The sequence below is a fragment of the Leisingera sp. ABM4_060 genome (genome assembly GCF_056158765.1).
The window spans coordinates 3,429,553-3,447,841 of the sequence record NZ_JBSWTX010000001.1; the positions used below are offsets into that span (position 1 = coordinate 3,429,553).

The 18,289-nt window shown below is 62.9% G+C and carries 18 protein-coding genes and 1 pseudogene; 12 read left to right on the top strand and 7 right to left on the bottom strand.

The features are described 5' to 3' along the window. Window positions 1-28: 28 nt before the first annotated feature. A complete protein-coding gene (gene lepB / locus ACXAEH_RS16510) occupies window positions 29-865 on the top strand; it encodes a signal peptidase I (protein ID WP_475034303.1) in 837 nt (278 codons plus the stop codon). Beyond that, window positions 862-1,539 carry a ribonuclease III gene (gene rnc, locus ACXAEH_RS16515; protein WP_475034305.1) on the top strand — a complete coding sequence of 226 codons (678 nt, stop codon included), beginning with the start codon at window positions 862-864 and terminating at the stop codon, window positions 1,537-1,539. Before lepB ends, rnc begins: the two co-directional genes overlap by 4 nt. 4 nt (window positions 1,540-1,543) lie before the next feature. Here the strand turns inward: rnc and ACXAEH_RS16520 are convergent, their stop codons facing one another. Further along, on the bottom strand, window positions 1,544-2,926 hold the full coding sequence (locus ACXAEH_RS16520; protein WP_475034307.1) for a multicopper oxidase family protein: 1,383 nt from the start codon (window positions 2,924-2,926) through the stop codon (window positions 1,544-1,546). Window positions 2,927-3,128: 202 nt separating this feature from the next. Between ACXAEH_RS16520 and era the strand changes: the two genes are divergently transcribed. The 3 genes and pseudogenes from era (at window position 3,129) to recO (ending at window position 5,250) form a co-directional block, all read left to right on the top strand. Beyond that, window positions 3,129-4,034 carry a GTPase Era gene (era, locus tag ACXAEH_RS16525; protein WP_475034309.1) on the top strand — a complete coding sequence of 302 codons (906 nt, stop codon included), beginning with the start codon at window positions 3,129-3,131 and terminating at the stop codon, window positions 4,032-4,034. A 91-nt stretch (window positions 4,035-4,125) separates the two neighbouring features. After that, window positions 4,126-4,455, top strand: a complete 330-nt coding sequence (locus ACXAEH_RS16530; RefSeq protein WP_475034311.1) for a DUF1491 family protein — start codon at window positions 4,126-4,128, stop codon at window positions 4,453-4,455. A 70-nt stretch (window positions 4,456-4,525) separates the two neighbouring features. Then, window positions 4,526-5,250, top strand: a pseudogene (gene recO / locus ACXAEH_RS16535) (DNA repair protein RecO). Here the strand turns inward: recO and ACXAEH_RS16540 are convergent. From ACXAEH_RS16540 to ACXAEH_RS16555, 4 genes are all read right to left on the bottom strand, one after another. Beyond that, a complete protein-coding gene (locus ACXAEH_RS16540; RefSeq protein ID WP_475034313.1) occupies window positions 5,234-5,635 on the bottom strand; it encodes an META domain-containing protein in 402 nt (133 codons plus the stop codon). The pseudogene recO and the gene ACXAEH_RS16540 overlap by 17 nt on opposite strands. A 247-nt stretch (window positions 5,636-5,882) precedes the next feature. Next, on the bottom strand, window positions 5,883-6,566 hold the full coding sequence (locus ACXAEH_RS16545; protein WP_475034315.1) for an SGNH/GDSL hydrolase family protein: 684 nt from the start codon (window positions 6,564-6,566) through the stop codon (window positions 5,883-5,885). 163 nt (window positions 6,567-6,729) lie between these two features. Continuing rightward, entirely contained in the window at window positions 6,730-8,415 is a 1,686-nt protein-coding gene (locus tag ACXAEH_RS16550) for an acyl-CoA dehydrogenase family protein (protein ID WP_475034317.1), read from the bottom strand. 3 nt (window positions 8,416-8,418) lie between these two features. Next, the gene (locus ACXAEH_RS16555) at window positions 8,419-8,676 is read right to left on the bottom strand and encodes a hypothetical protein (protein ID WP_475035640.1); all 258 of its coding nucleotides are present in this window, start codon (window positions 8,674-8,676) and stop codon (window positions 8,419-8,421) included. Between ACXAEH_RS16555 and ACXAEH_RS16560 the strand changes: the two genes are divergently transcribed. The 3 genes from ACXAEH_RS16560 to dgt all read left to right on the top strand — a co-directional run bounded on the left by ACXAEH_RS16560 (window position 8,561) and on the right by dgt (window position 11,672). Beyond that, window positions 8,561-9,328 carry a sulfite exporter TauE/SafE family protein gene (locus ACXAEH_RS16560; protein WP_475034318.1) on the top strand — a complete coding sequence of 256 codons (768 nt, stop codon included), beginning with the start codon at window positions 8,561-8,563 and terminating at the stop codon, window positions 9,326-9,328. The genes ACXAEH_RS16555 and ACXAEH_RS16560 overlap by 116 nt on opposite strands. Before the next feature lie 24 nt (window positions 9,329-9,352). Beyond that, a complete protein-coding gene (locus tag ACXAEH_RS16565) occupies window positions 9,353-10,249 on the top strand; it encodes a cation diffusion facilitator family transporter (RefSeq protein ID WP_475034320.1) in 897 nt (298 codons plus the stop codon). Between the two features lie 70 nt (window positions 10,250-10,319). Then, window positions 10,320-11,672, top strand: a complete 1,353-nt coding sequence (dgt, locus tag ACXAEH_RS16570; protein ID WP_475035611.1) for a dGTP triphosphohydrolase — start codon at window positions 10,320-10,322, stop codon at window positions 11,670-11,672. Here dgt and ACXAEH_RS16575 read toward each other — a convergent pair. Next, entirely contained in the window at window positions 11,669-12,346 is a 678-nt protein-coding gene (locus tag ACXAEH_RS16575) for a methyl-accepting chemotaxis protein (protein WP_475034322.1), read from the bottom strand. The genes dgt and ACXAEH_RS16575 overlap by 4 nt on opposite strands. 194 nt (window positions 12,347-12,540) lie before the next feature. Continuing rightward, window positions 12,541-14,139, bottom strand: coding sequence for a phosphoenolpyruvate carboxykinase (locus ACXAEH_RS16580; protein ID WP_475034324.1), 1,599 nt, complete (start codon window positions 14,137-14,139; stop codon window positions 12,541-12,543). 352 nt (window positions 14,140-14,491) lie between these two features. On the opposite strand from ACXAEH_RS16580, the gene ACXAEH_RS16585 reads away from it, so the two are divergent. From ACXAEH_RS16585 to rapZ, 4 genes are read left to right on the top strand one after another with little or no spacing between them, the layout of a single operon-like run. Next, on the top strand, window positions 14,492-15,196 hold the full coding sequence (locus ACXAEH_RS16585) for a response regulator transcription factor (protein WP_039159184.1): 705 nt from the start codon (window positions 14,492-14,494) through the stop codon (window positions 15,194-15,196). 53 nt (window positions 15,197-15,249) lie between these two features. Next, window positions 15,250-16,965: a sensor N-terminal transmembrane domain-containing protein gene (locus ACXAEH_RS16590; protein ID WP_475034325.1), complete on the top strand. Its 1,716-nt coding sequence runs from the start codon at window positions 15,250-15,252 to the stop codon at window positions 16,963-16,965. Window positions 16,966-16,979: 14 nt separating this feature from the next. Continuing rightward, window positions 16,980-17,417 carry an HPr kinase/phosphorylase gene (locus ACXAEH_RS16595; protein WP_475034326.1) on the top strand — a complete coding sequence of 146 codons (438 nt, stop codon included), beginning with the start codon at window positions 16,980-16,982 and terminating at the stop codon, window positions 17,415-17,417. Continuing rightward, window positions 17,410-18,288 (top strand): RNase adapter RapZ, encoded by an 879-nt coding sequence (gene rapZ / locus ACXAEH_RS16600; protein WP_475034328.1) that lies wholly within the window; start codon window positions 17,410-17,412, stop codon window positions 18,286-18,288. Before ACXAEH_RS16595 ends, rapZ begins: the two co-directional genes overlap by 8 nt. The last annotated feature ends 1 nt before the right edge of the window (window position 18,289 follow it).

Genomic DNA, 18,289 nt, shown 5'->3' on the forward strand with positions numbered 1-18,289 from the left:
GGACCCTGTTTCCAAACCGGAGAGCCTGATGACGGCCAAAGCTAAGACCGGCAGTTCGATTGTCGAGACCATCAAGACAATCGTTTATGCGCTGCTGATCGCCGGTATCTTCCGCACCCTGTTCTTCCAGCCGTTCTGGATCCCCTCGGGCTCGATGAAGGAAACCCTGCTGATCGGGGATTTCCTGTTCGTGAACAAGATGGCTTATGGCTATTCCTATGCGTCCTGCCCCAGCGTGCGCATTCCTGCCGTGGGGCTGAACATCGACGCCAAGGACATTTGCGGTTTCCTGGACGGCGACAACACCCGCCTTATGGGCGGTGAGCCTGAGCGCGGCGATGTGGTGGTGTTCCGCCATCCGGTCAACGGCAATGATTTCATCAAGCGGCTGGTCGGCCTGCCGGGCGACAAAATCCAGATGAAGAACGGCGTGCTGTTCATTAATGGCGAAGCCGTGAAGCGCGAGGATGCTGGCCAGTTCGAAGAAGTGATGGAACGCCAGGGGCCGCAGGGGTCTTTCCCGCGCTGCGAGAACGCTCCGGTTGGCCAGGGTGCCGTCTGCAAAAAGACCCGTACCAAGGAAACCCTGCCCGGCGGCAACGAGCATATCGTGCTGAACATCACCAATCAGGGCATGGACCACACCGGCGTCTACCAAGTGCCGGAGGGGCATTTCTTCTTCATGGGCGACAATCGCGACAACTCCTCAGACAGCCGCCTGCCGCAATCCGCGGGCGGTGTTGGGTTTGTGCCGTTTGAAAACCTCATTGGCCGGGCCGACCGGATCATGTTCTCCTCTGCCGGGCGTTCGATGCTCTACTTCTGGACCTGGCGCGGCGACCGTTTCTTCAAGGGGATCCAGTGAAACTGTCCAAGGAACTGCGCGCGTTTGAAGAGCGGATCGGCTACCGGTTTAACCGTCCCGACCTGCTGCAGCGCGCCGTGACTCATGCGTCGGTGTCATCGCCCAACCGCAAGGACAATCAGCGGCTGGAGTTTCTGGGCGACCGGGTGCTGGGACTGGTGATGGCAACTGCGCTCTTGGAGCACGACAAGGCCGCCACCGAAGGCCAGCTGGCGCCGCGGTTCAACGCGCTGGTGCGCAAGGAAGCCTGCGCCGATGTTGCCAAGGAGATCGACCTGGGCGCAGTGCTGAAACTGGGCCGTTCCGAGATGATGTCCGGCGGCCGGCGCAAGCAGGCGCTCTTGGGCGATGCAATGGAAGCCGTGATTGCCGCGGTCTATAAGGATGCGGGCTTTGAGGCTGCGGCCGAGATGATCCTGCGCCTCTGGGGCAGCCGCATTCATCAGGTGGAAACCGACGCGCGCGACGCCAAGACCTCGCTGCAGGAATGGGCGCAGGCGCGCGGGCAGAAAGTGCCTGTCTATGCCGAGGTCTCCCGCAGCGGCCCGGACCACGCGCCGGTCTTCACTATCGCCGTGCGTTTGCAGGATGGTACCGAGGCGCAGGCCACCGCAGGCTCCAAGCGGCAGGCGGAACAGGCTGCCGCCAAGGCGCTGCTTGCGCAACTGGGCTGAGGTTTCAGGTCACCCGGATATAGCCCGCGAGCCCGGTCTTCTGGTGTTCGATCACATGGCAATGAAAGGCCCAGTCACCGGGATTGTCGGCGACCAAGGCGATTTCAGCTACCTCGTCTTTCAGCAGCAGCATGGTGTCGGTGACCAGCGGCGGCAGCTTGCGCAGGTTTGAACTGATCGGGACGAAGGCCAGCCCGTGCAAATGGATCGGATGCAGGTTCGGAGACTCGTTCCTCAGCCGCAGCACATAGCTCTTGCCGCGCTCCAGCGTTGCCAGCGGGCCGGTGCCCTTGGCGGCATCGCCTGCCCAGGGCGTGCGGTTGATCGACCAGAAACTGTAACCCATCGAGCCGCAGTAGCCGTCGTTGGGGGCATCGCCCTCCGGTGTCCAGCCAAAGACGAAATCATGCACTTCGGCATTTGCCAGATCAGGCCGCGAAAGCGGGTTGGCAGGCAGCGGCTTTAGCTCCCGCAGATCCCGTGCCAGGTTCGCGCCGACGGACCGAAGCTGCGCCATGGTGCGCGTTGGCTGCCCCGGCAGCTCTGTCAGCAAGTCTGCCGTCTCCCCCTCGCCCGCAGGCATCCGCACTGCAAAATCCACCCGCTGGCCGGGGCCGACCAGCAAGGGCGCTTCGGCAGAAGGCAGAGGCACATCAATCTCCACCGGGTGCCCGTCCCAGGCAATGATGCGCGCCTGCGATGTGCTGAGATGCAGCTTGTAGATCCGGGTTGTGTCGGTGTTGACCACGCGCAGGCGCACCAGCCCGCCTGCCGGGTGGTCATAGACCGGTGCCTGCAGCCAGTTAGCGGTCAGCACATTGCCATGGGTGCCGCCCCGTGCGGCCCCGCGCGCGGTGTAATAGGGCAGGAAGGCGCCCTCATCATCCAGCCGGAAGTCGCGCAGGTTGATCACCTGGTCGCCGTCAAAGCCGGGATCCTCCGCCTCCTTGATCACCATCACCCCGGTCAGCCCATGCGCCATCTGCGCCATGGTCATGCAATGCGGGTGATACCAGTAAGTGCCGGCATCGGGCGGCGTAAAAGTGTACTCAAAGCTCTCGCCGCCTGCGATCGGCACCTGGGTCAGGTAGGGCACCCCGTCCATTTGGTTGGCTATCCGCAGCCCGTGCCAGTGCATTGCGGTGTAATCCGGCGTGCCATTGGTCACCCGCAGGTGCATGGGTTTGCCCTGCGCGCCAAACAGAACCGGCGGCGGCGCGCCCGGCGACAGGCTCACCATTCCTTCGGTCGGCTTGTCCCGGAACGTGAAGCTGGCGGGCTGAAGTGTCAGCTCCTGCACATTCCCAGCGCTGGCTAGGCCCCAGCCAGCAGCCCCGACAGCGCCGCCTGCTGCAGCGGTGCCAAGCAAAAAATCACGGCGGTTCATCAGGCAGGCCTCCTGTCATGCATTCAAAGAACGGCCTGGCTGTCGGAATGGCTCGGCGCTGCGGTTGTTGCATGGGGAGTGCCACAGGTCTTTGACCTAGGGCAAGCCTGTGCGAGGCTGGCCTGAATGCCCTGGAAAACACCTCTGGCCCCTGTGGGTAAAATCCTGTAGGGGGTCTGCTCTGCAAACAGGACCAGTACAGATGACCACACGCGCCGGATTCGTTGCCCTGATCGGAGAGCCCAACGCGGGCAAATCCACCCTGCTGAACCGTATGGTCGGGGCCAAGGTCTCAATCGTGACACACAAGGTGCAAACCACCCGCGCCCGCATCCGCGGTGTGGCAATGGAGGGCGATGCACAGCTGGTGTTCGTGGACACCCCCGGCCTGTTCAAACCCCGCCGCCGTCTGGACCGGGCGATGGTTGCCGCCGCCTGGGGCGGCGCTGCGGACGCTGACGTTGTCGTCCTGATGGTCGAAGCCCACCGCGGCATCACCGAAGGCGTCGAAACGATCCTTGAAGGCTTGGAGGAAATCGGCGAGGGCCGCACCGTGGCGCTGGCGATCAACAAGATCGACAAGGTGCCGGCCGAGAAACTGCTGGGCCTCGCCCAAGACCTGAACAGCCGCTATGGTTTCGCAGAAACCTTCATGATCTCGGCCGAGCGCGGCCACGGCGTCGACGACCTGCGCCAGTGGCTGGCAGGCAAGCTGCCGGAAAGCCCCTGGCTCTACCCCGAGGACCAGATTGCCGACCTGCCGATGCGGATGATCGCTGCGGAAATGACCCGCGAAAAGCTGACCCTGCGGCTGCACCAGGAATTGCCCTATCAGCTGACCGTCGAGACCGAGAAATGGGAAGAGCGCAAGGACGGCTCGGCCCGGGTTGACCAGCTGATCTATGTGATGCGCGACGGCCACAAAGGCATCGTGCTGGGCAAGCGCGGCGAGACCATCAAGGCGGTCTCCCAGGCTGCCCGCGCGGAACTGGAAGACTTCCTGGGCCGCAAGGTGCATTTGTTCCTGCAGGTGAAAGTGCGCCCGAACTGGCTGGAAGAGGCCGAGCGCTACTCGGAAATGGGCCTCGACTTCAAAGACGGCAACTGAGGCGGGGCGCCTTGGATTTCCTCTTGCCCGAAGTATCCCCGCCGGAGGCTCCGGCGCCCTCATCCGCCTCCGCTGCCGGGGGTAATGCGCAATGAGCCGCCTCACTGCGGAATTCTGGGTGCAGGCCTATCTGGCCCGGTTGCGGCTGATGGATATCCCAGCCTTTGTCACCGCGCATGGCGACGACACGGCCGGCGCCGTTCTGGTCAAGCTCAATACCCTTGACGGCCGGGCCAGCGCCTTTCACCGCACTTATGACCTGATGAGCGGCAACCGGAAATGGGATGCGCTGGCTTCTGGGGCAGAAACGGATGTGGACGCCTCGATCCGCCGCCAGCAGGAGTTCGACCCTGATCTCTGGGTGATCGAGGTCGAGGACCGCCGCGGCCGCCACTTGCTGGACGAGCCCGGGCTGGAGTAGTTGCGGCCACTTGCAGGCGCCGCTGCAATCGGTTCTGCTGGTACAGTCCGGATGACAGGGAGACCCGCCGTTGGAATGGCGTGATCACGGCATATTGCTTTCAATTCGCCGCCACGGTGAAAATTCGGCGATCATTGATGTATTCACCGAAGAACATGGCCGCCATGCGGGCGTGGTGCGCGGCGGCGCCGGCCGCAGGATGGCGCCGGTGCTGCAGCCGGGCGCACAGCTTGATCTCACCTGGCGGGCCCGGCTGGAAGAGCACCTCGGCAGTTATGACGCTGAACTGTTGCGCAGCCGGGCGGCTGCGGCTTTGTCCGGGCGGCTGGCGCTGGCCGGGCTCAACGCGGTGACGGCGCTGCTTGGCTTCTGCCTGCCGGAGCGCGAACCGCACCCCGCGCTCTACCGGCGCAGCGAAAACCTGCTGGATCTCCTGGAGAACGAGGAGCTTTGGCCGCTTGCCTATCTGCGCTGGGAACTGGCGCTGCTGGAGGAATTGGGGTTTGGCCTGGATTTCACGGCCTGTGCGGTGACTGGGCGCACCCGCGGCCTGGAGTTTGTATCACCCAAGTCGGGCCGGGCTGTTTCACGTGAAGGCGCCGGGGACTGGGCCTGGCCGTGCTGCCGTTGCCGCCGGTGATGCTGGGAGAAGGCGCTGCGGAGGATGCTGAGATTGTGCAGGCGCTGCGCACCACCGGCTATTTCCTGGAAACACATCTGGCGCCATCGCTGGGCAACCGGACGCTGCCGGACGCACGCGGGCGGTTCGCGGACCTGCTCAGCGCGCGGCTTTGAACAGCATTTCGCGCCCTTGTTCGTTGCTGAGGATCAGCACGTCTCCTGAGATTTCGGCGAGTGTCATCTCTTGCAGCGCTGTCAGAAACGCGGTTTCGGCATCCTGCTCCGGGCCCGGGCAATCTGCAGGGGCCGCGGCCGTGGGCATTTCGGCGGCAAACCAGGGGTAGGGCGCGGTCTGGCTGGCACGGAAGCGGGTGCAGGGTGTCTGGCCTGCGATTTTGCCGGGCGCTGGAAAGGCCAGGCTGGCGGTTGCCGGAAAACCGGCGCCGTCAATGCTGGAGAGCTGCCACAGCTTGCCGGCCGCCCCATATGCGGAGAGAGTCTCGTCGCCGGTACAGGCGCCGGTGAGCAGAAACACAAGGATCCAGGCAAGGCGCGGCATCAGAAGAGACCAATTGCTGTGGCAGCCGGAACTGTGAAGAGAGACCCTGTCAAATGCAAGGCGCTATCGGGGAGGGGGGCACGGTGTGCTCCCGCCCGTCGCGGCGGCATTGGAAATGCCTTGCTTCCGTTGGGCGTGGCGCCGCGCGGCGCGCGGCGCGGTCGCGCCCCTTGCAGAAATCCGCTGCCGCGCCGTGTGCAGCACGGCGCCATGCTCAAGGCTGGAGGGGGCGGGAGGGCGTGCGCGGCTAGTTGGTGTTGATGATGTCTGCGACCTTGCGGCCGATTTCAGTGCTGGCCTTCACTGACGGGTGGATCATGTCGAGGGCATGGTAGGAGCGGTCGCCAAAAGGCACCATGTCCTTGAGTGACAGGAAGTGGATGCCTTCGTCCAGTGCCGCAAGCCGTTCAATGCGGGTTTCCAGTTCGTTGCCCTCGTCGCGGCAGTGCTCGATCAGCGATCCGACTCCGGGGCTGCGCAGGTAGCCGACATAGATGACCCTGGCACCGGTCGCGCGCAGCTCCGACAGCATGCCGGGGATTGCACCCTTGCGCCCGTCTGCCGAAATCAGCTTGTCCATCTTGCGGTTGCAGGCAATGCAGCCGCAGCCGAGCCAGAGATCATTGCCGCCGCCGTTGACAATCACCCAGTCCCATTTTCCGGGCCTGTACTGGTTGCGGATCTGCAGTCCGGCTGCGGCAGAGACCGGCAGTTTGTAGATGACCCGTGCGGCGGAAACGGAACGGTCGACCACAGGTTCCTGCAGTTCTTGGGCCACAGTGTCTGCAACCGATTTGCCTGCCAGGCTGTGCCAGGCCAGAAGGGAATCCCCCATGGCCAGAATGCGGGAAGGATGTTCGGCCGGCACGGCATCGCCGCAAGCGGAAAGCAGCATCAGGAACGGAACAAGGAGGCAGCGCAGAAGGGTCATGGTTTCTTGTTAACCACGAATTGTTAAGGAACGAATAACCAGGATTGGAAACAGTGTTATTCCGCGCGGCCATTGCAAGCTGGCCGCATTTTGCGCTCCAAAGAAAAAGCCCGGCGCGGCGGCCGGGCTTTGGTGCACATGAATTGCAGCGGCTGCTGGCAGGTCAGCCCAGCAGGCGGCGGGCGATGACTTGTGCCTGGATTTCGGCGGCGCCCTCAAAGATGTTGAGGATGCGGGCATCGCAGAGCACGCGGGAGATCTTGTACTCCATCGCAAAACCGTTGCCGCCGTGGATCTGCAGGCCGTTGTCGGCTGCTGCCCAGGCGACCCGTGCGCCCAGCAGCTTGGCCATGCCGGCCTCCAAGTCGCAGCGGTGGCCGTGGTCTTTTTCCCAGGCCGAGAAATAGGTGAGCTGCCGGGCGATCATGATTTCCACCGCCATCATCGCCAGCTTGCCGGAGACGCGCGGGAAGTTGATCAGCGACTTGCCGAACTGCTTGCGCTCCTGCGCGTATTGCATGGCGATGTCCAGCGCTGATTGCGCGACGCCGATGGCGCGGGCCGCGGTCTGGATACGGGCCAATTCAAAGGTCTCCATCAGCTGCTTGAAGCCTTTGTTCTCCTCGCCGCCCAAGAGGTTTGCACCCTTCACATGGAAGTTGTCGAAGCCCAGCTCGTATTCCTTCATGCCGCGGTAGCCGAGCACCTCGATCTCGCCGCCGGTCATGCCTTCAGTCGGGAAGGGATGCTCGTCGGTGCCCGGGGTCTTTTCCGCCAGGAACATCGACAGGCCGCGGTGGTCGGTGGTGTTCGGATCGGTGCGCGCCAGCAGGGTCATCACATGGGTGCGCGCCGCATGGGTGATCCAGGTCTTGTTGCCAGTGATCTTGTAATCGCCGTTCTCATCCTTCACCGCGCGGGTGCGCAAGGAGCCGAGGTCGGAGCCGGTGTTCGGCTCGGTGAACACTGCGGTGGGCAGGATCTCGGCGCTGGCCAGTTTCGGCAGCCAGTTGGCTTTCTGCTCGTCAGTGCCGCCGCAGAGGATCAGCTCGGCCGCAATCTCGGAGCGGGTGCCCAGGGAGCCAACGCCGATATAACCGCGCGAGAGTTCCTCGGAGACCACCACCATCGAGGCCTTGGACAGGCCAAAGCCGCCGTATTCCTCGGGGATGGTCAGGCCGAAGACGCCCATCTCCGCCAGCTCTTCGATCACGCTCAGCGGGATCAGCTCATCCTTCAGGTGCCAGTCATGGGCACTCGGCTCGACCTTTTCGACCGCATAGCGGCGGAACTGGTCGCGGATCATTTCCAGCTCTTCTTCCAGGCCGGAGGTGCCGAACATGGTGGAGCCTGCCTGCTCTTCCATCAGTTCAACCAGGCGGGAGCGGGCGGCCTGGCTGTTGCCCTGCTCGCAGAGCGTCATCACCGCAGGCACCATCAGCGAGCGCTGCGCATCCTGGCTCAGACCCAGGTCCTGCAGGCGGATGATCTCGCCCTGGTTCATCTGGATGCCACCGTAGACTTGCCACAGGTATTCGCCAAAGCCGATCTGATGGATCAGCTGCTCCATCTCGCCGAACTTGCCCTCGCCTTGCAGCTTCTCGGCCCATTTCTGCATCTGCCGCAGCGAGTAGACGTAAGTGGCCAGCCAGGACAGCCCGTGCGCGGCGACCTGGTTTTCCTCGATCAGCTTGCCGGAAACGCGGCCCTCGCTGCTGACCATTTCCTTCACGGAGGCCCGGGCAGCGTCAAGCAGCTGGTCCAGCGGTTCCAGGGCGGCGCCGGTCAGTGCCAGCAGGTCGGGAATGAGTGTCGGTTTCATCTGCAAGTCCTGTCCGTCATGAGCCATGAATCAGATCCTTCTTCGGTCGCCCGGTGGTAAATCATTTTGCAGGTGCAGCGCAACAAAAATACTCACAGGTGCGGCGTTTGGATCAAATATTGCGTGTTGATTTTGCCGGTGCAGCGCGGCACGGATGTGGTAGAGCAGGGTTATGAGCGCATTGTTTTCCCTCATTTCCCCGGCCGAGCTGGCAGCCGCTTTTGGAATCGCATTGCTGGCAGGCACCGTCAAAGGGCTGGTCGGCTTTGCCATGCCGATGATCTTCATTTCCGGCCTCAGCATGTTCCTGGCGCCAGATCTGGCGCTGGCGGGGCTGATTCTGCCAACTTTGGTCACCAACGGAATGCAAGCGCTGCGGCAAGGGCCGCGGGCGGCAGTGGCTTCTATCGGCAAGTTCCGGGTGTTTCTGCTGATTGGCCTGATGTGCCTGCTGCTCAGTGCCCAATCGGTGCGGGTGCTGCCGCAGCAGGTGCTGCTGCTGGTGATCGGGGTGCCGGTGACGGTCTTTGCCTTTATCCAGCTGATGGGAAAGACCTTTTCGATCACCAATCCGACCCGCCGCAGCGAGGCCGCGGTGGGCGGCATTGCCGGGCTGATTGGCGGGGTGTCGGGTGTCTGGGGGCCGCCGACGGTGGCCTATCTGACCGCATTGGGCACCGAAAAGACAGAGCAGATCCGGGTGCAGGGTGTGATCTACGGCCTCGGAGCCGTGGCGCTGCTGCTGGCGCATGTCGGCTCCGGTGTGATGCGGGCGGAAACGGCACCTTTCTCTTTGGCTCTGATTGTGCCCGCAGTGGCGGGCATGTGGATCGGCGGCCAGTTGCATGACCGGATCGACCAGGTGCTGTTCCGCCGGGCCACGCTGGTGGTGCTGCTGATCGCCGGCTTGAACCTCTTGCGCCGCGGGCTGCTGATGTAAACAGTGCACAAGCGGGGAGAGGGCATGTTTCAACGCTTCAGTGCAACACAACTGGCGACAGGGTCGATCCTGATCGCGCTGGCGGTGACCGGGCTGAAAGTTGCTGCCTGGATGCTGACCGGCTCAGTTGCGCTGCTGTCGGATGCGCTTGAGTCCTTCGTGAACATCGGCGGCGCTGTGATTGCCTGGTTTGCCGTGCGCTATGCCCAGCGGCCTGCGGATGACGGCCATCCCTACGGCCACCACAAGGCGGAGTATTTCTCGGCCGTGGCCGAAGGCATCATGATTGTGATCGCCGCAGTGGTGATCCTGCATGAGGCTGTGAATGCCCTTGGCCGCCCCTCGGCTGCCGATTGGGGCACGGCGGGCCTGCTGGTCAATGCGCTGGCCATGGTGCTGAACCTTGCCTGGGCGCGGGTGTTGCTGGCGGCGGGCGGACGGCTGAAGTCGCCGGCGCTGTCGGCAGGCGGGCGGCATCTGATGAGCGATGTCTGGACTTCGGCCGGGGTGCTGGCCGGGCTGATCCTGGCCTTGGCCAGCGGCTGGGCTTTCCTCGACCCGCTGCTGGCGCTCTTGGTGGCGGTCAATATCCTGCGCGAGGGCTGGCTGGTGATCGCCTCCTCGGTGAACGGGCTGATGGATACCGCAGCGCCGGAAGCGGAACGCAGAAAGATCGAGGAGATCATTCACCGCATGGGCTCCGGGGCGCTTCAGGTGCATGACCTGAAGACGCGCCGGGCGGGGCAGGCGCTGTTTATCGAGTTTCATATGGTTGTGGACGGCGCCATGACGGTGCGGGCCTCGCATGGCATTTGCGACCTGATCGAGATTGCCCTTCGCGATGCCTTGCCCGAAGCGCAGGTGGTGATTCACGTGGAGCCCGAGCACAAGCTGGAGCCCGCCGGGATCAAGCCGCGCTGAAGCGTTTGCATTTCCGCTGCGCCTGCCGTTTAAGCAGCCTCAAACAGGCACAAGGAGCGGGACTATGGCAATGGAGTGGAACAGGCTGCTGAACCCGGGAAGACTGTGCCGGCCGGAGTTCGAGGAGCTGCCGGGGCGCCCGGCCTATCTGCAGGACTATGACCGCATCCTGTTCTCCGAACCGTTCCGGCGGCTGGCGCAGAAGACCCAGGTGCATCCGCTTTATGAGCACGACCATGTGCATCACCGGATGATTTACAGCCTGGAAACCGCCAGCGTCGGCCGCTCTCTTGGCACTCTGGCGGGGCAGGCCATGCTGAAAGAGGGCTTCATCACAGAGCAGCAGCGCGACGCGATTGCGGGCACCATCCAATCCGCCTGCCTGCTGCACGACATCGGCAACCCGCCTTTCGGGCACTCCGGCGAAGACAGCATCGGGGCATGGTTCGCAACTCAGTTCAGGGCTGGCTCCGGCGCTGCCGGTTCGGTGGGCCGGGCGCAGCAGGCAGAGTTCACCGCGTTCGAAGGCAACGCCCAGGGGTTCCGCATTGCCAGCCGCCTGGAAATGGCGCGGCGGGACGGCGGTATGCGGCTGTCCTACGCAACACTCGGTGCGTTTATGAAATACCCCTGTACAGCTGAGGCGCGCCAATTATCCGAGGGCGGCTATGTGGGGCTCAAGAAATTCGGGGTGTTCGGCACCGAAGCCACCCATTTTGCGGAGGCCGCCGAAGCACTGGGGCTGCGCGCAGAGGGCAGCGGCGCAGCGCGCCACTGGCGCCGCCATCCGCTCGCCTTCCTGGTCGAGGCGGCAGACGACATCTGCTACCGCATTCTGGACCTGGAGGACGCCGCGACAGTCGGTGACTTGGACAGCCGGCTTGTCATTGATTGCTTGGAGAAAATTGCGGGTAAACCCAACCGGGCGGATGATCCGCAGGCCACCACCCGTGATATCGTTGCCTTCCGCCGCGCCAGTGCAATTACCAAGGCAATCGAGGCCGCGGTTGAAGCCTTTATGGACAATTACGGTGCCATCATGGCCGGGGATTTCAACGATGGGCTGATGGAGATATCCTCCAAGCGGGAGGCCTTCGACGAAATGAAGGAGATTTCCAACGCGCGCATCTTTACGGCGTTGCGCAAAACCGAACTGGAAATCAAGGGCCGTCAGGTCCTGTATGCGGTTCTGGATCACTTCCATGAACTTTATACGGACCTCGGCGCGTGCGGCTGGGACACCGAAGAACTGAAAGCCGCCAACGGCTATTGGGCGAAGCTGATCCGCGCTGTCGATCTGGATCTGCGCGGGGTGGAAGACGCATACACCGCGATGCATTCTCTGGCGGATTTCGTTTCCGGCATGACCGACCGCTATGCACTCAAGGTGCGGGACATGGTTACGGGGGCGGCCGCCCGCTAGCCGGCACGCCGGTTCTCGGCCGCTTCGCGTGCCTCATCACGTTTGCGCTCGGCCATGGTGTCGGTGATGCGGCTGGCCCATTGGTTGTTCTCGTCTGCCAGCGCCTTGATCTCGCGGGCGAGATAAGCAAAGCCGAGGCCCGCCTTACCCGCGCGCGCTGCCTCGATGCCTGCATTGATCGCCAGAATCGACAGTTTCTGCACCGACCACAGGATGTTTTCTGCCAGATCAATGATCTCGGCATTAGCTTCTTCTGTGCGGTTCAGGGTTGCCTGCAATTCCCTGCGCAGATTCACCTCTGCGGATGCATCCACCACCAGGCCTTCTAGATAGACCATCTCGCCCCGGTCGTCGTAGACCGCATTGCCGCGCTCGCGCACCCAGGCCTCTGACCCGTCCGGGCGGTTGAGCCGGTAGGCAACGTCCCAGTTTTCCCTGGCTTCGATGGCAGCGTCCACATCGGCAAACACCCGGTCAATGTCGTCCTTGTGGGTCAGCCCGACATAGGACACCTTGGCGTTGCCCAGGATATCGGATTTTGCGCAGCCGCAGAGCTTCTCGACCTGGCCTGCCATGAATTCCATGGTGAAATTCTCGTCGTTGGCACAGCGGTAGACAAAGGCACTGCCGGAGCTGAAGATGCTGTTGAATACCGTCAAAGCTTGCGTGTCCATGTGGCCCTTTCCCAGCGAGGAGGCTGCGCAAAATGCATGTGATCTGAGTGTCTGATTCCTCAATAGCGTGGGTTCGTGCCGTTAAATTAGCGTATATTGGCCATTTGCGGCATTGGGTGCCTGCAGATGCGGCACATAAAAGAAAAACCCCGGCCGGAACCGGGGTTTTCTTAAGGCTTTGGTAGGGAAGGGAATCAGCCGATGGCAGCTGCTTTCACATCCTCGTCGATGAACGGAAGGTACTGTTCGAAGTTGTCCGAGAACATCTGAACCAGCTTGGCCGCCTGACGGTCGTAGGCTTCCTGATCATCCCAGGTGCGGCGCGGATCCAGCAGCACTTCCGGCACGCCCGGCACGGTGACCGGCACGTCAAAGCCGAAGTTGCCGTCCTTGCGGAATTCTGCCTCGGCCAGCGAGCCGTCCAGTGCTGCTGTCAGCAGCGCGCGGGTCGCCTTGATCGGCATCCGCGAGCCGACACCATAGGCGCCGCCGGTCCAGCCGGTGTTGACCAGCCAGCAGGTGGCGCCGTGCTGGGCGATCTTCTCGCGCAGCAGGTTGCCATAGACTTCCGGGCGGCGCGGCATGAAGGGGGCGCCGAAGCAGGTGGAGAAGGTCGGCTCCGGCTCGGTCACGCCGCGCTCGGTGCCGGCCACCTTGGAGGTGAAGCCGGACAGGAAGTGGTACATCGCCTGCGCCGGGGTCAGCCGCGAGATCGGAGGCAGCACGCCGAAGGCATCACAGGTCAGCATGATGATGTTCTTCGGGTGGCCGCCGCGGGCGCTGTCCGACGCATTGGAGATATAATGCAGCGGGTAGGCGCAGCGCATGTTGGCGGTCAGGCTGTCGTCGTTGAAATCCAGCTCTTTGGTCTCTTCGTCGAACACCATGTTCTCGATCACGGTGCCGAACTTGGAGGTGGTCGCGTAGATTTCCGGCTCTGCCTCGGGGTTCAGGTTGATGGTCTTGGCATAGCAGCCGCCTTCAAAGTTGAAGGTGCCGTTGTCGGCCCAGCCATGCTCGTCATCGCCGATCAGCACCCGGTCCGGGTCGGCGGACAGGGTGGTCTTGCCGGTGCCCGACAGGCCGAAGAACACGGCGGTGTCGACCGGGTTGCCCTTGGCATGGTTGGCGGAGCAGTGCATCGGCATGATGCCCTTTTCCGGCAGCAGGTAGTTCAGCAGGGTGAACACGGATTTCTTGTTCTCGCCCGCGTATTCGGTGCCGCCGATCAGGATCATCTTGCGGTCGAAGTTCATCGCGATGATGGTCTCCGAGCGGCAGTTGTGTTTTTGCGGATCCGCCTGGAAGCTGGGGCAGTTGATCACGGTGAAATCGGCGGTGAAGTCGTCCAGGTCCTCGCGGTCGGGACGGCGCAGCATGGTGCGGATGAACAGGTTGTGCCAGGCCAGCTCAGTCACCATGCGAACATTGATCGCATGCGCCGGGTCGGCACCGCCGACCAGATCCTGCACGTAGTAATCCTTGCCCTTCATGTGCTCCAGCATGTCGTTGTAGAGCGCATCAAAGCCTTCCGGGCTCATCGCCGCGTTGTTGTCCCACCAGATGGTGTCGCGGACGCTGTCGGATTTCACGACATGTTTGTCCTTGGGCGAACGGCCGGTGAATTTGCCGGTGGTCACGAGGAAAGCGCCGCCATTGCCCAGCGTGCCTTCGCCGCGCTTCAGCGCGGCTTCGATCAGCGCCGGCTCCATGAAGTTGTAGTAGACATTGCCCAGACCCTCGATGCCCTGATCTTCGAGGCGGAATTGCGGGTTAACCCGTCCAGATGTCATGCGTTTTTTCTCCTGTGGCGGCGCGGCGGCACGCAGGCTGCGCGGCTGCGCCAATGGGGCAATAGAAAACGGCATCGCTGCCGGTGGCGGGGTCTTAACATGGGCCTTCGGGCGGTGAACAGGCCGGCTTCCCCTAGTTAGCGCCACCAAGGCGATGTTTAGCGCAACCATTGATTTAACAGTTGATTTAACAGCCGCAGCCGCCTGCTTGTTCAGCAGGCGCTAAGGTATTTTTGCCCCAATTGGGCCCAAAGATGGCCGCGATTCTTCAAATGGGATTGATTCGGAGCACCATAAGGGCGATGAAAGTGGTAAAAACAAAACAGAGCAGAGCAGATTAGGGGCAATTCCGATGTCAAAGATTGCTTTGGTTGACGATGACAGGAACATCCTGACATCCGTCTCCATGACGCTTGAGGCCGAGGGCTTCGAGGTCGAGACCTATAACGATGGCCAGGCGGCACTGGACGCGTTCAACAAGAAGTTGCCGGACATGGCGGTGCTGGATATCAAGATGCCGCGCATGGACGGCATGGATCTGTTGCAGCGGCTGCGCCAGAAAACCCAGATGCCGGTGATCTTCCTCACCTCCAAAGATGATGAGATCGACGAGGTGCTGGGTCTGCGCATGGGCGCCGATGATTATGTGAAAAAGCCGTTTTCGCAACGTCTTCTGGTTGAACGCATCCGGGCGCTTTTGCGCCGGCAGGAGGCGATCAGCAGCGATGCCTCCGGTGGCAGCAGCCCCGAGACCAAGGTGATGGAGCGCGGCAACCTGCGGATGGACCCGCTGCGCCATGCGGTCAGCTGGAAGGGCAAAGATGTGTCGCTGACCGTCACCGAGTTTCTGCTGCTGCAAGCGCTGGCGCAGCGTCCAGGCTTCGTCAAGAGCCGCGACCAGCTGATGGATGTGGCCTATGACGATCAGGTCTATGTGGATGACCGCACCATCGACAGCCACATCAAACGCCTGCGCAAGAAGATGCGCAGCGCGGATTCAGATTTTGCGGCGATCGAAACCCTTTATGGGATCGGTTACCGTTACAACGAAGAATAAGCGGCTCGATTGAGCGGGGCGGAATGCCACCGGGGCCGGAGGAGAAGGCGCGCATGCGCGATACCAGCATAACGCAACGCCAGCAGGACGGCGATGTTGTTCTGGGGGAGGACTGGGTCACCCCTGAGCAATCCGTCACGCGGGAAATGCAGGTCAAGCGCGCGCGCCGGGGGCTTTTGTCGCTCAAAGGTTCACCGCTGACCCGCAAGATCATTACCTTCAACCTGATCGCGCTGATCATCCTGGTTGCCGGGATCCTGTATCTGAATTCCTCGCGCCAGAGCCTGGTGCAGCAGCGGGCGGGCACCCTGGTGTCAGAGGCCATGCTGGCCGCCAATGTGTTCGAGGCGGAAATGCCGGCTGCAGGCGCCGTCAGCTTTGCTGCGGGTGATGGCATCCAGGTGGAAGACACCCTGGCCCGTCTAAGCTTGCGCAGCGGAGTCGAGGCCTTTGTGTTCGACACCACCGGAAATCTGATTTCCAGCATCAAGGGTGCCGGCCGCAGCGACGCGCTGAACAGCCTGCACGACAGCACCGGAAACCGCACGCTGATCAGCGATGCTTTGGCTGCTATCTGGGGCTTTGCAGACGGCGGCAGCAATCCGGCGGCAGCTGACGCCGAAACCGCTCCGGCCCTGGAACTGCGTCTGGCCGGCCTTGTTGACCGCGCCATGAACGGCGGCACCGGGGTGGAAACCGTGGCGGACACCAGCGGCAGCCGGGTGATCTCGGCGGCAACCCCGATCATGCACAACGGCAAGGCTGTCGGCGTCATTGCCCTGACTTCGCCCACCGGCGAGGTGGACGCGCTGGTGCGCGGCGAGCAGGAGCGGGTGCTGCAAATGTTCGTTGTTGCCCTGCTGGTCTCGGTCGGTTTGAGCTTGGTGCTGGCCTCGACTATTGCCAACCCGCTGGCCGACCTGGCCGAAGCGGCGGAACTCGGCCGCGAGCGCGGCAGCCGCAAGTCCAACCCCGGCCGGATCCGGATCCCAGACCTTTCGGCCCGCCCGGATGAGATCGGCCGCCTGAGCCGGGCCCTGCGCGGCATGGTCAAGGCGCTTTACACCCGGATCGACAGCAACGAACAGTTTGCAGCCGATGTGGCGCATGAGATCAAGAACCCGCTGGCGAGCCTGCAATCCGCGGTCGGCACTCTGCGCATGGTCCGCCGCGATGATCAGCGCGAAAAGCTTATGGAGGTGATCGAACACGACGTGCGCCGTCTCGACCGCCTGGTCAGCGACATCTCCAACGCCTCCCGGCTGGATGCCGAGCTGGTCAAGGAGGAGGAAGAAGAATTCGACCTGCTGACCATGCTGGGCAACCTGAACCAGTATCTGGGCGAGGATGCCCGCGCCAAGGGTGTCGATTACATTACCGACCTTCCCGCACAGCCGATCATGCTGCAGGGGCTGGAGGCACGCCTGGCCCAGGTCTTTGTCAACCTGATCACCAACGCGATCTCCTTCTGCGAGGAGGGCGATGCCATCCGCGTCTGGGCGCGGCGCCGCGCCAACCGGGTGCTGGTGGTGGTCGAGGATACCGGTCCCGGTATTCCGGATCAAGCGCTGTCCAAGATCTTCAAACGCTTTTATTCCCAGCGCCCGGTGGAGCATTTCGGCAATAATTCCGGCCTTGGCCTGGCAATCTCGAAACAGATTGTCGAGGCGCATGGCGGTGTGATCTGGGCTGAAAACATCCGCCCCACCGAGGCTGATGTAACTTCCGAGCCGCTGGGCGCGCGTTTTGTGGTAGGCTTGCCCGTCTGAACCCGGTGTAGCCCATGTCCGAACCGCAAAGCCTCATCCTGCATGCCTCCTGCGTCGCGCTGGAGGGGCAGGGGCTTTTGATCACTGGCACCTCGGGGCAGGGCAAATCGGCGCTAGCGCTGCAGCTGATGGCCTATGGTGCCCAACTGGTTGCCGACGACAGAGTGCTGCTGCAGCTTCTGGACGGCGCGGCCGTGGCCAGCGCCCCGGAGCCGATCCGCGGATTGATCGAGGCACGGTATATGGGCTTGCTGAAGGCGCAGGTCCGCAGCCCGGTGCCGGTGGCGGCGCTGGTCGACCTGGATGAGGCCGAAACGGAACGCCTGCCGCAGCGGCATTGCACGCAACTGCTGGGACAGGAAGTGCTGCGTCTGAAACGTGTGGACGGCGCCCATTTCGCCCCGGCCCTTATTCAATACCTCAGATGCGGAGCAATTGATCCCGATGCCTGATGCGGAAAAGCAGGCGGTTCCGGTCGTCCTGGTAACCGGCCCGTCCGGGGCTGGGCGGACCACCGCGATCAACGTGCTCGAAGACCTTGGTTTTGAGGCGATCGACAATCTGCCGCTGCGGCTGCTGCCCGGGCTGATCGACGCCGCTGCCGCGCCCCGGCCGATGGCGCTGGGATTGGACAGCCGCAACCGGGATTTCTCGCCGCGGGCACTGATGGATGTGATCGACATGCTGTCGGGCCGCCGCGAGGTGGAGCTCACGGTGCTATATCTCGATTCCCAGCCGGACGTGCTGCTGCGCCGCTATTCGGAAACCCGCCGCCGCCACCCAATGGCGCCGGCGGAATCGCCAGGCGAGGGGGTGCGCCGCGAGCTGGATCTGATGGCGCCGATCCGCGACCGTGCGGATATCCTGCTGGATACTTCAGCGATGAATGTCCACCAGCTAAAGGCGGAGATCGAACGCTGGTTTGCGCCCGAGGGCCGGGCGCTAGCCTTGTCGGTGCAGAGCTTCTCCTACAAGCGGGGCATGCCGCATGGCATTGACATGGTGTTCGACTGCCGGTTTCTGGCAAATCCTTATTGGCAGCCAAAGCTGCGCCAATTGAACGGCCAGGATGCCGAAGTGCAGGAGTATGTTCGGAGCGATGCCCGTTTCGCGCCGTTCTTTTCACGGGTTCTGGACCTCACCCGCCTGCTTCTTCCAGCTTACCGGGAAGAGGGCAAATCGCATCTGTCCATCGGATTCGGCTGCACCGGAGGCCAGCACAGATCCGTCACAATGGCGGAAACCCTGGCCAAGGCCCTTGCAGAAGACGGCCTGCAAGTGTCAATTAGACACCGCGAGCTGCAAGGCCAGCAAAAGAAGTGAG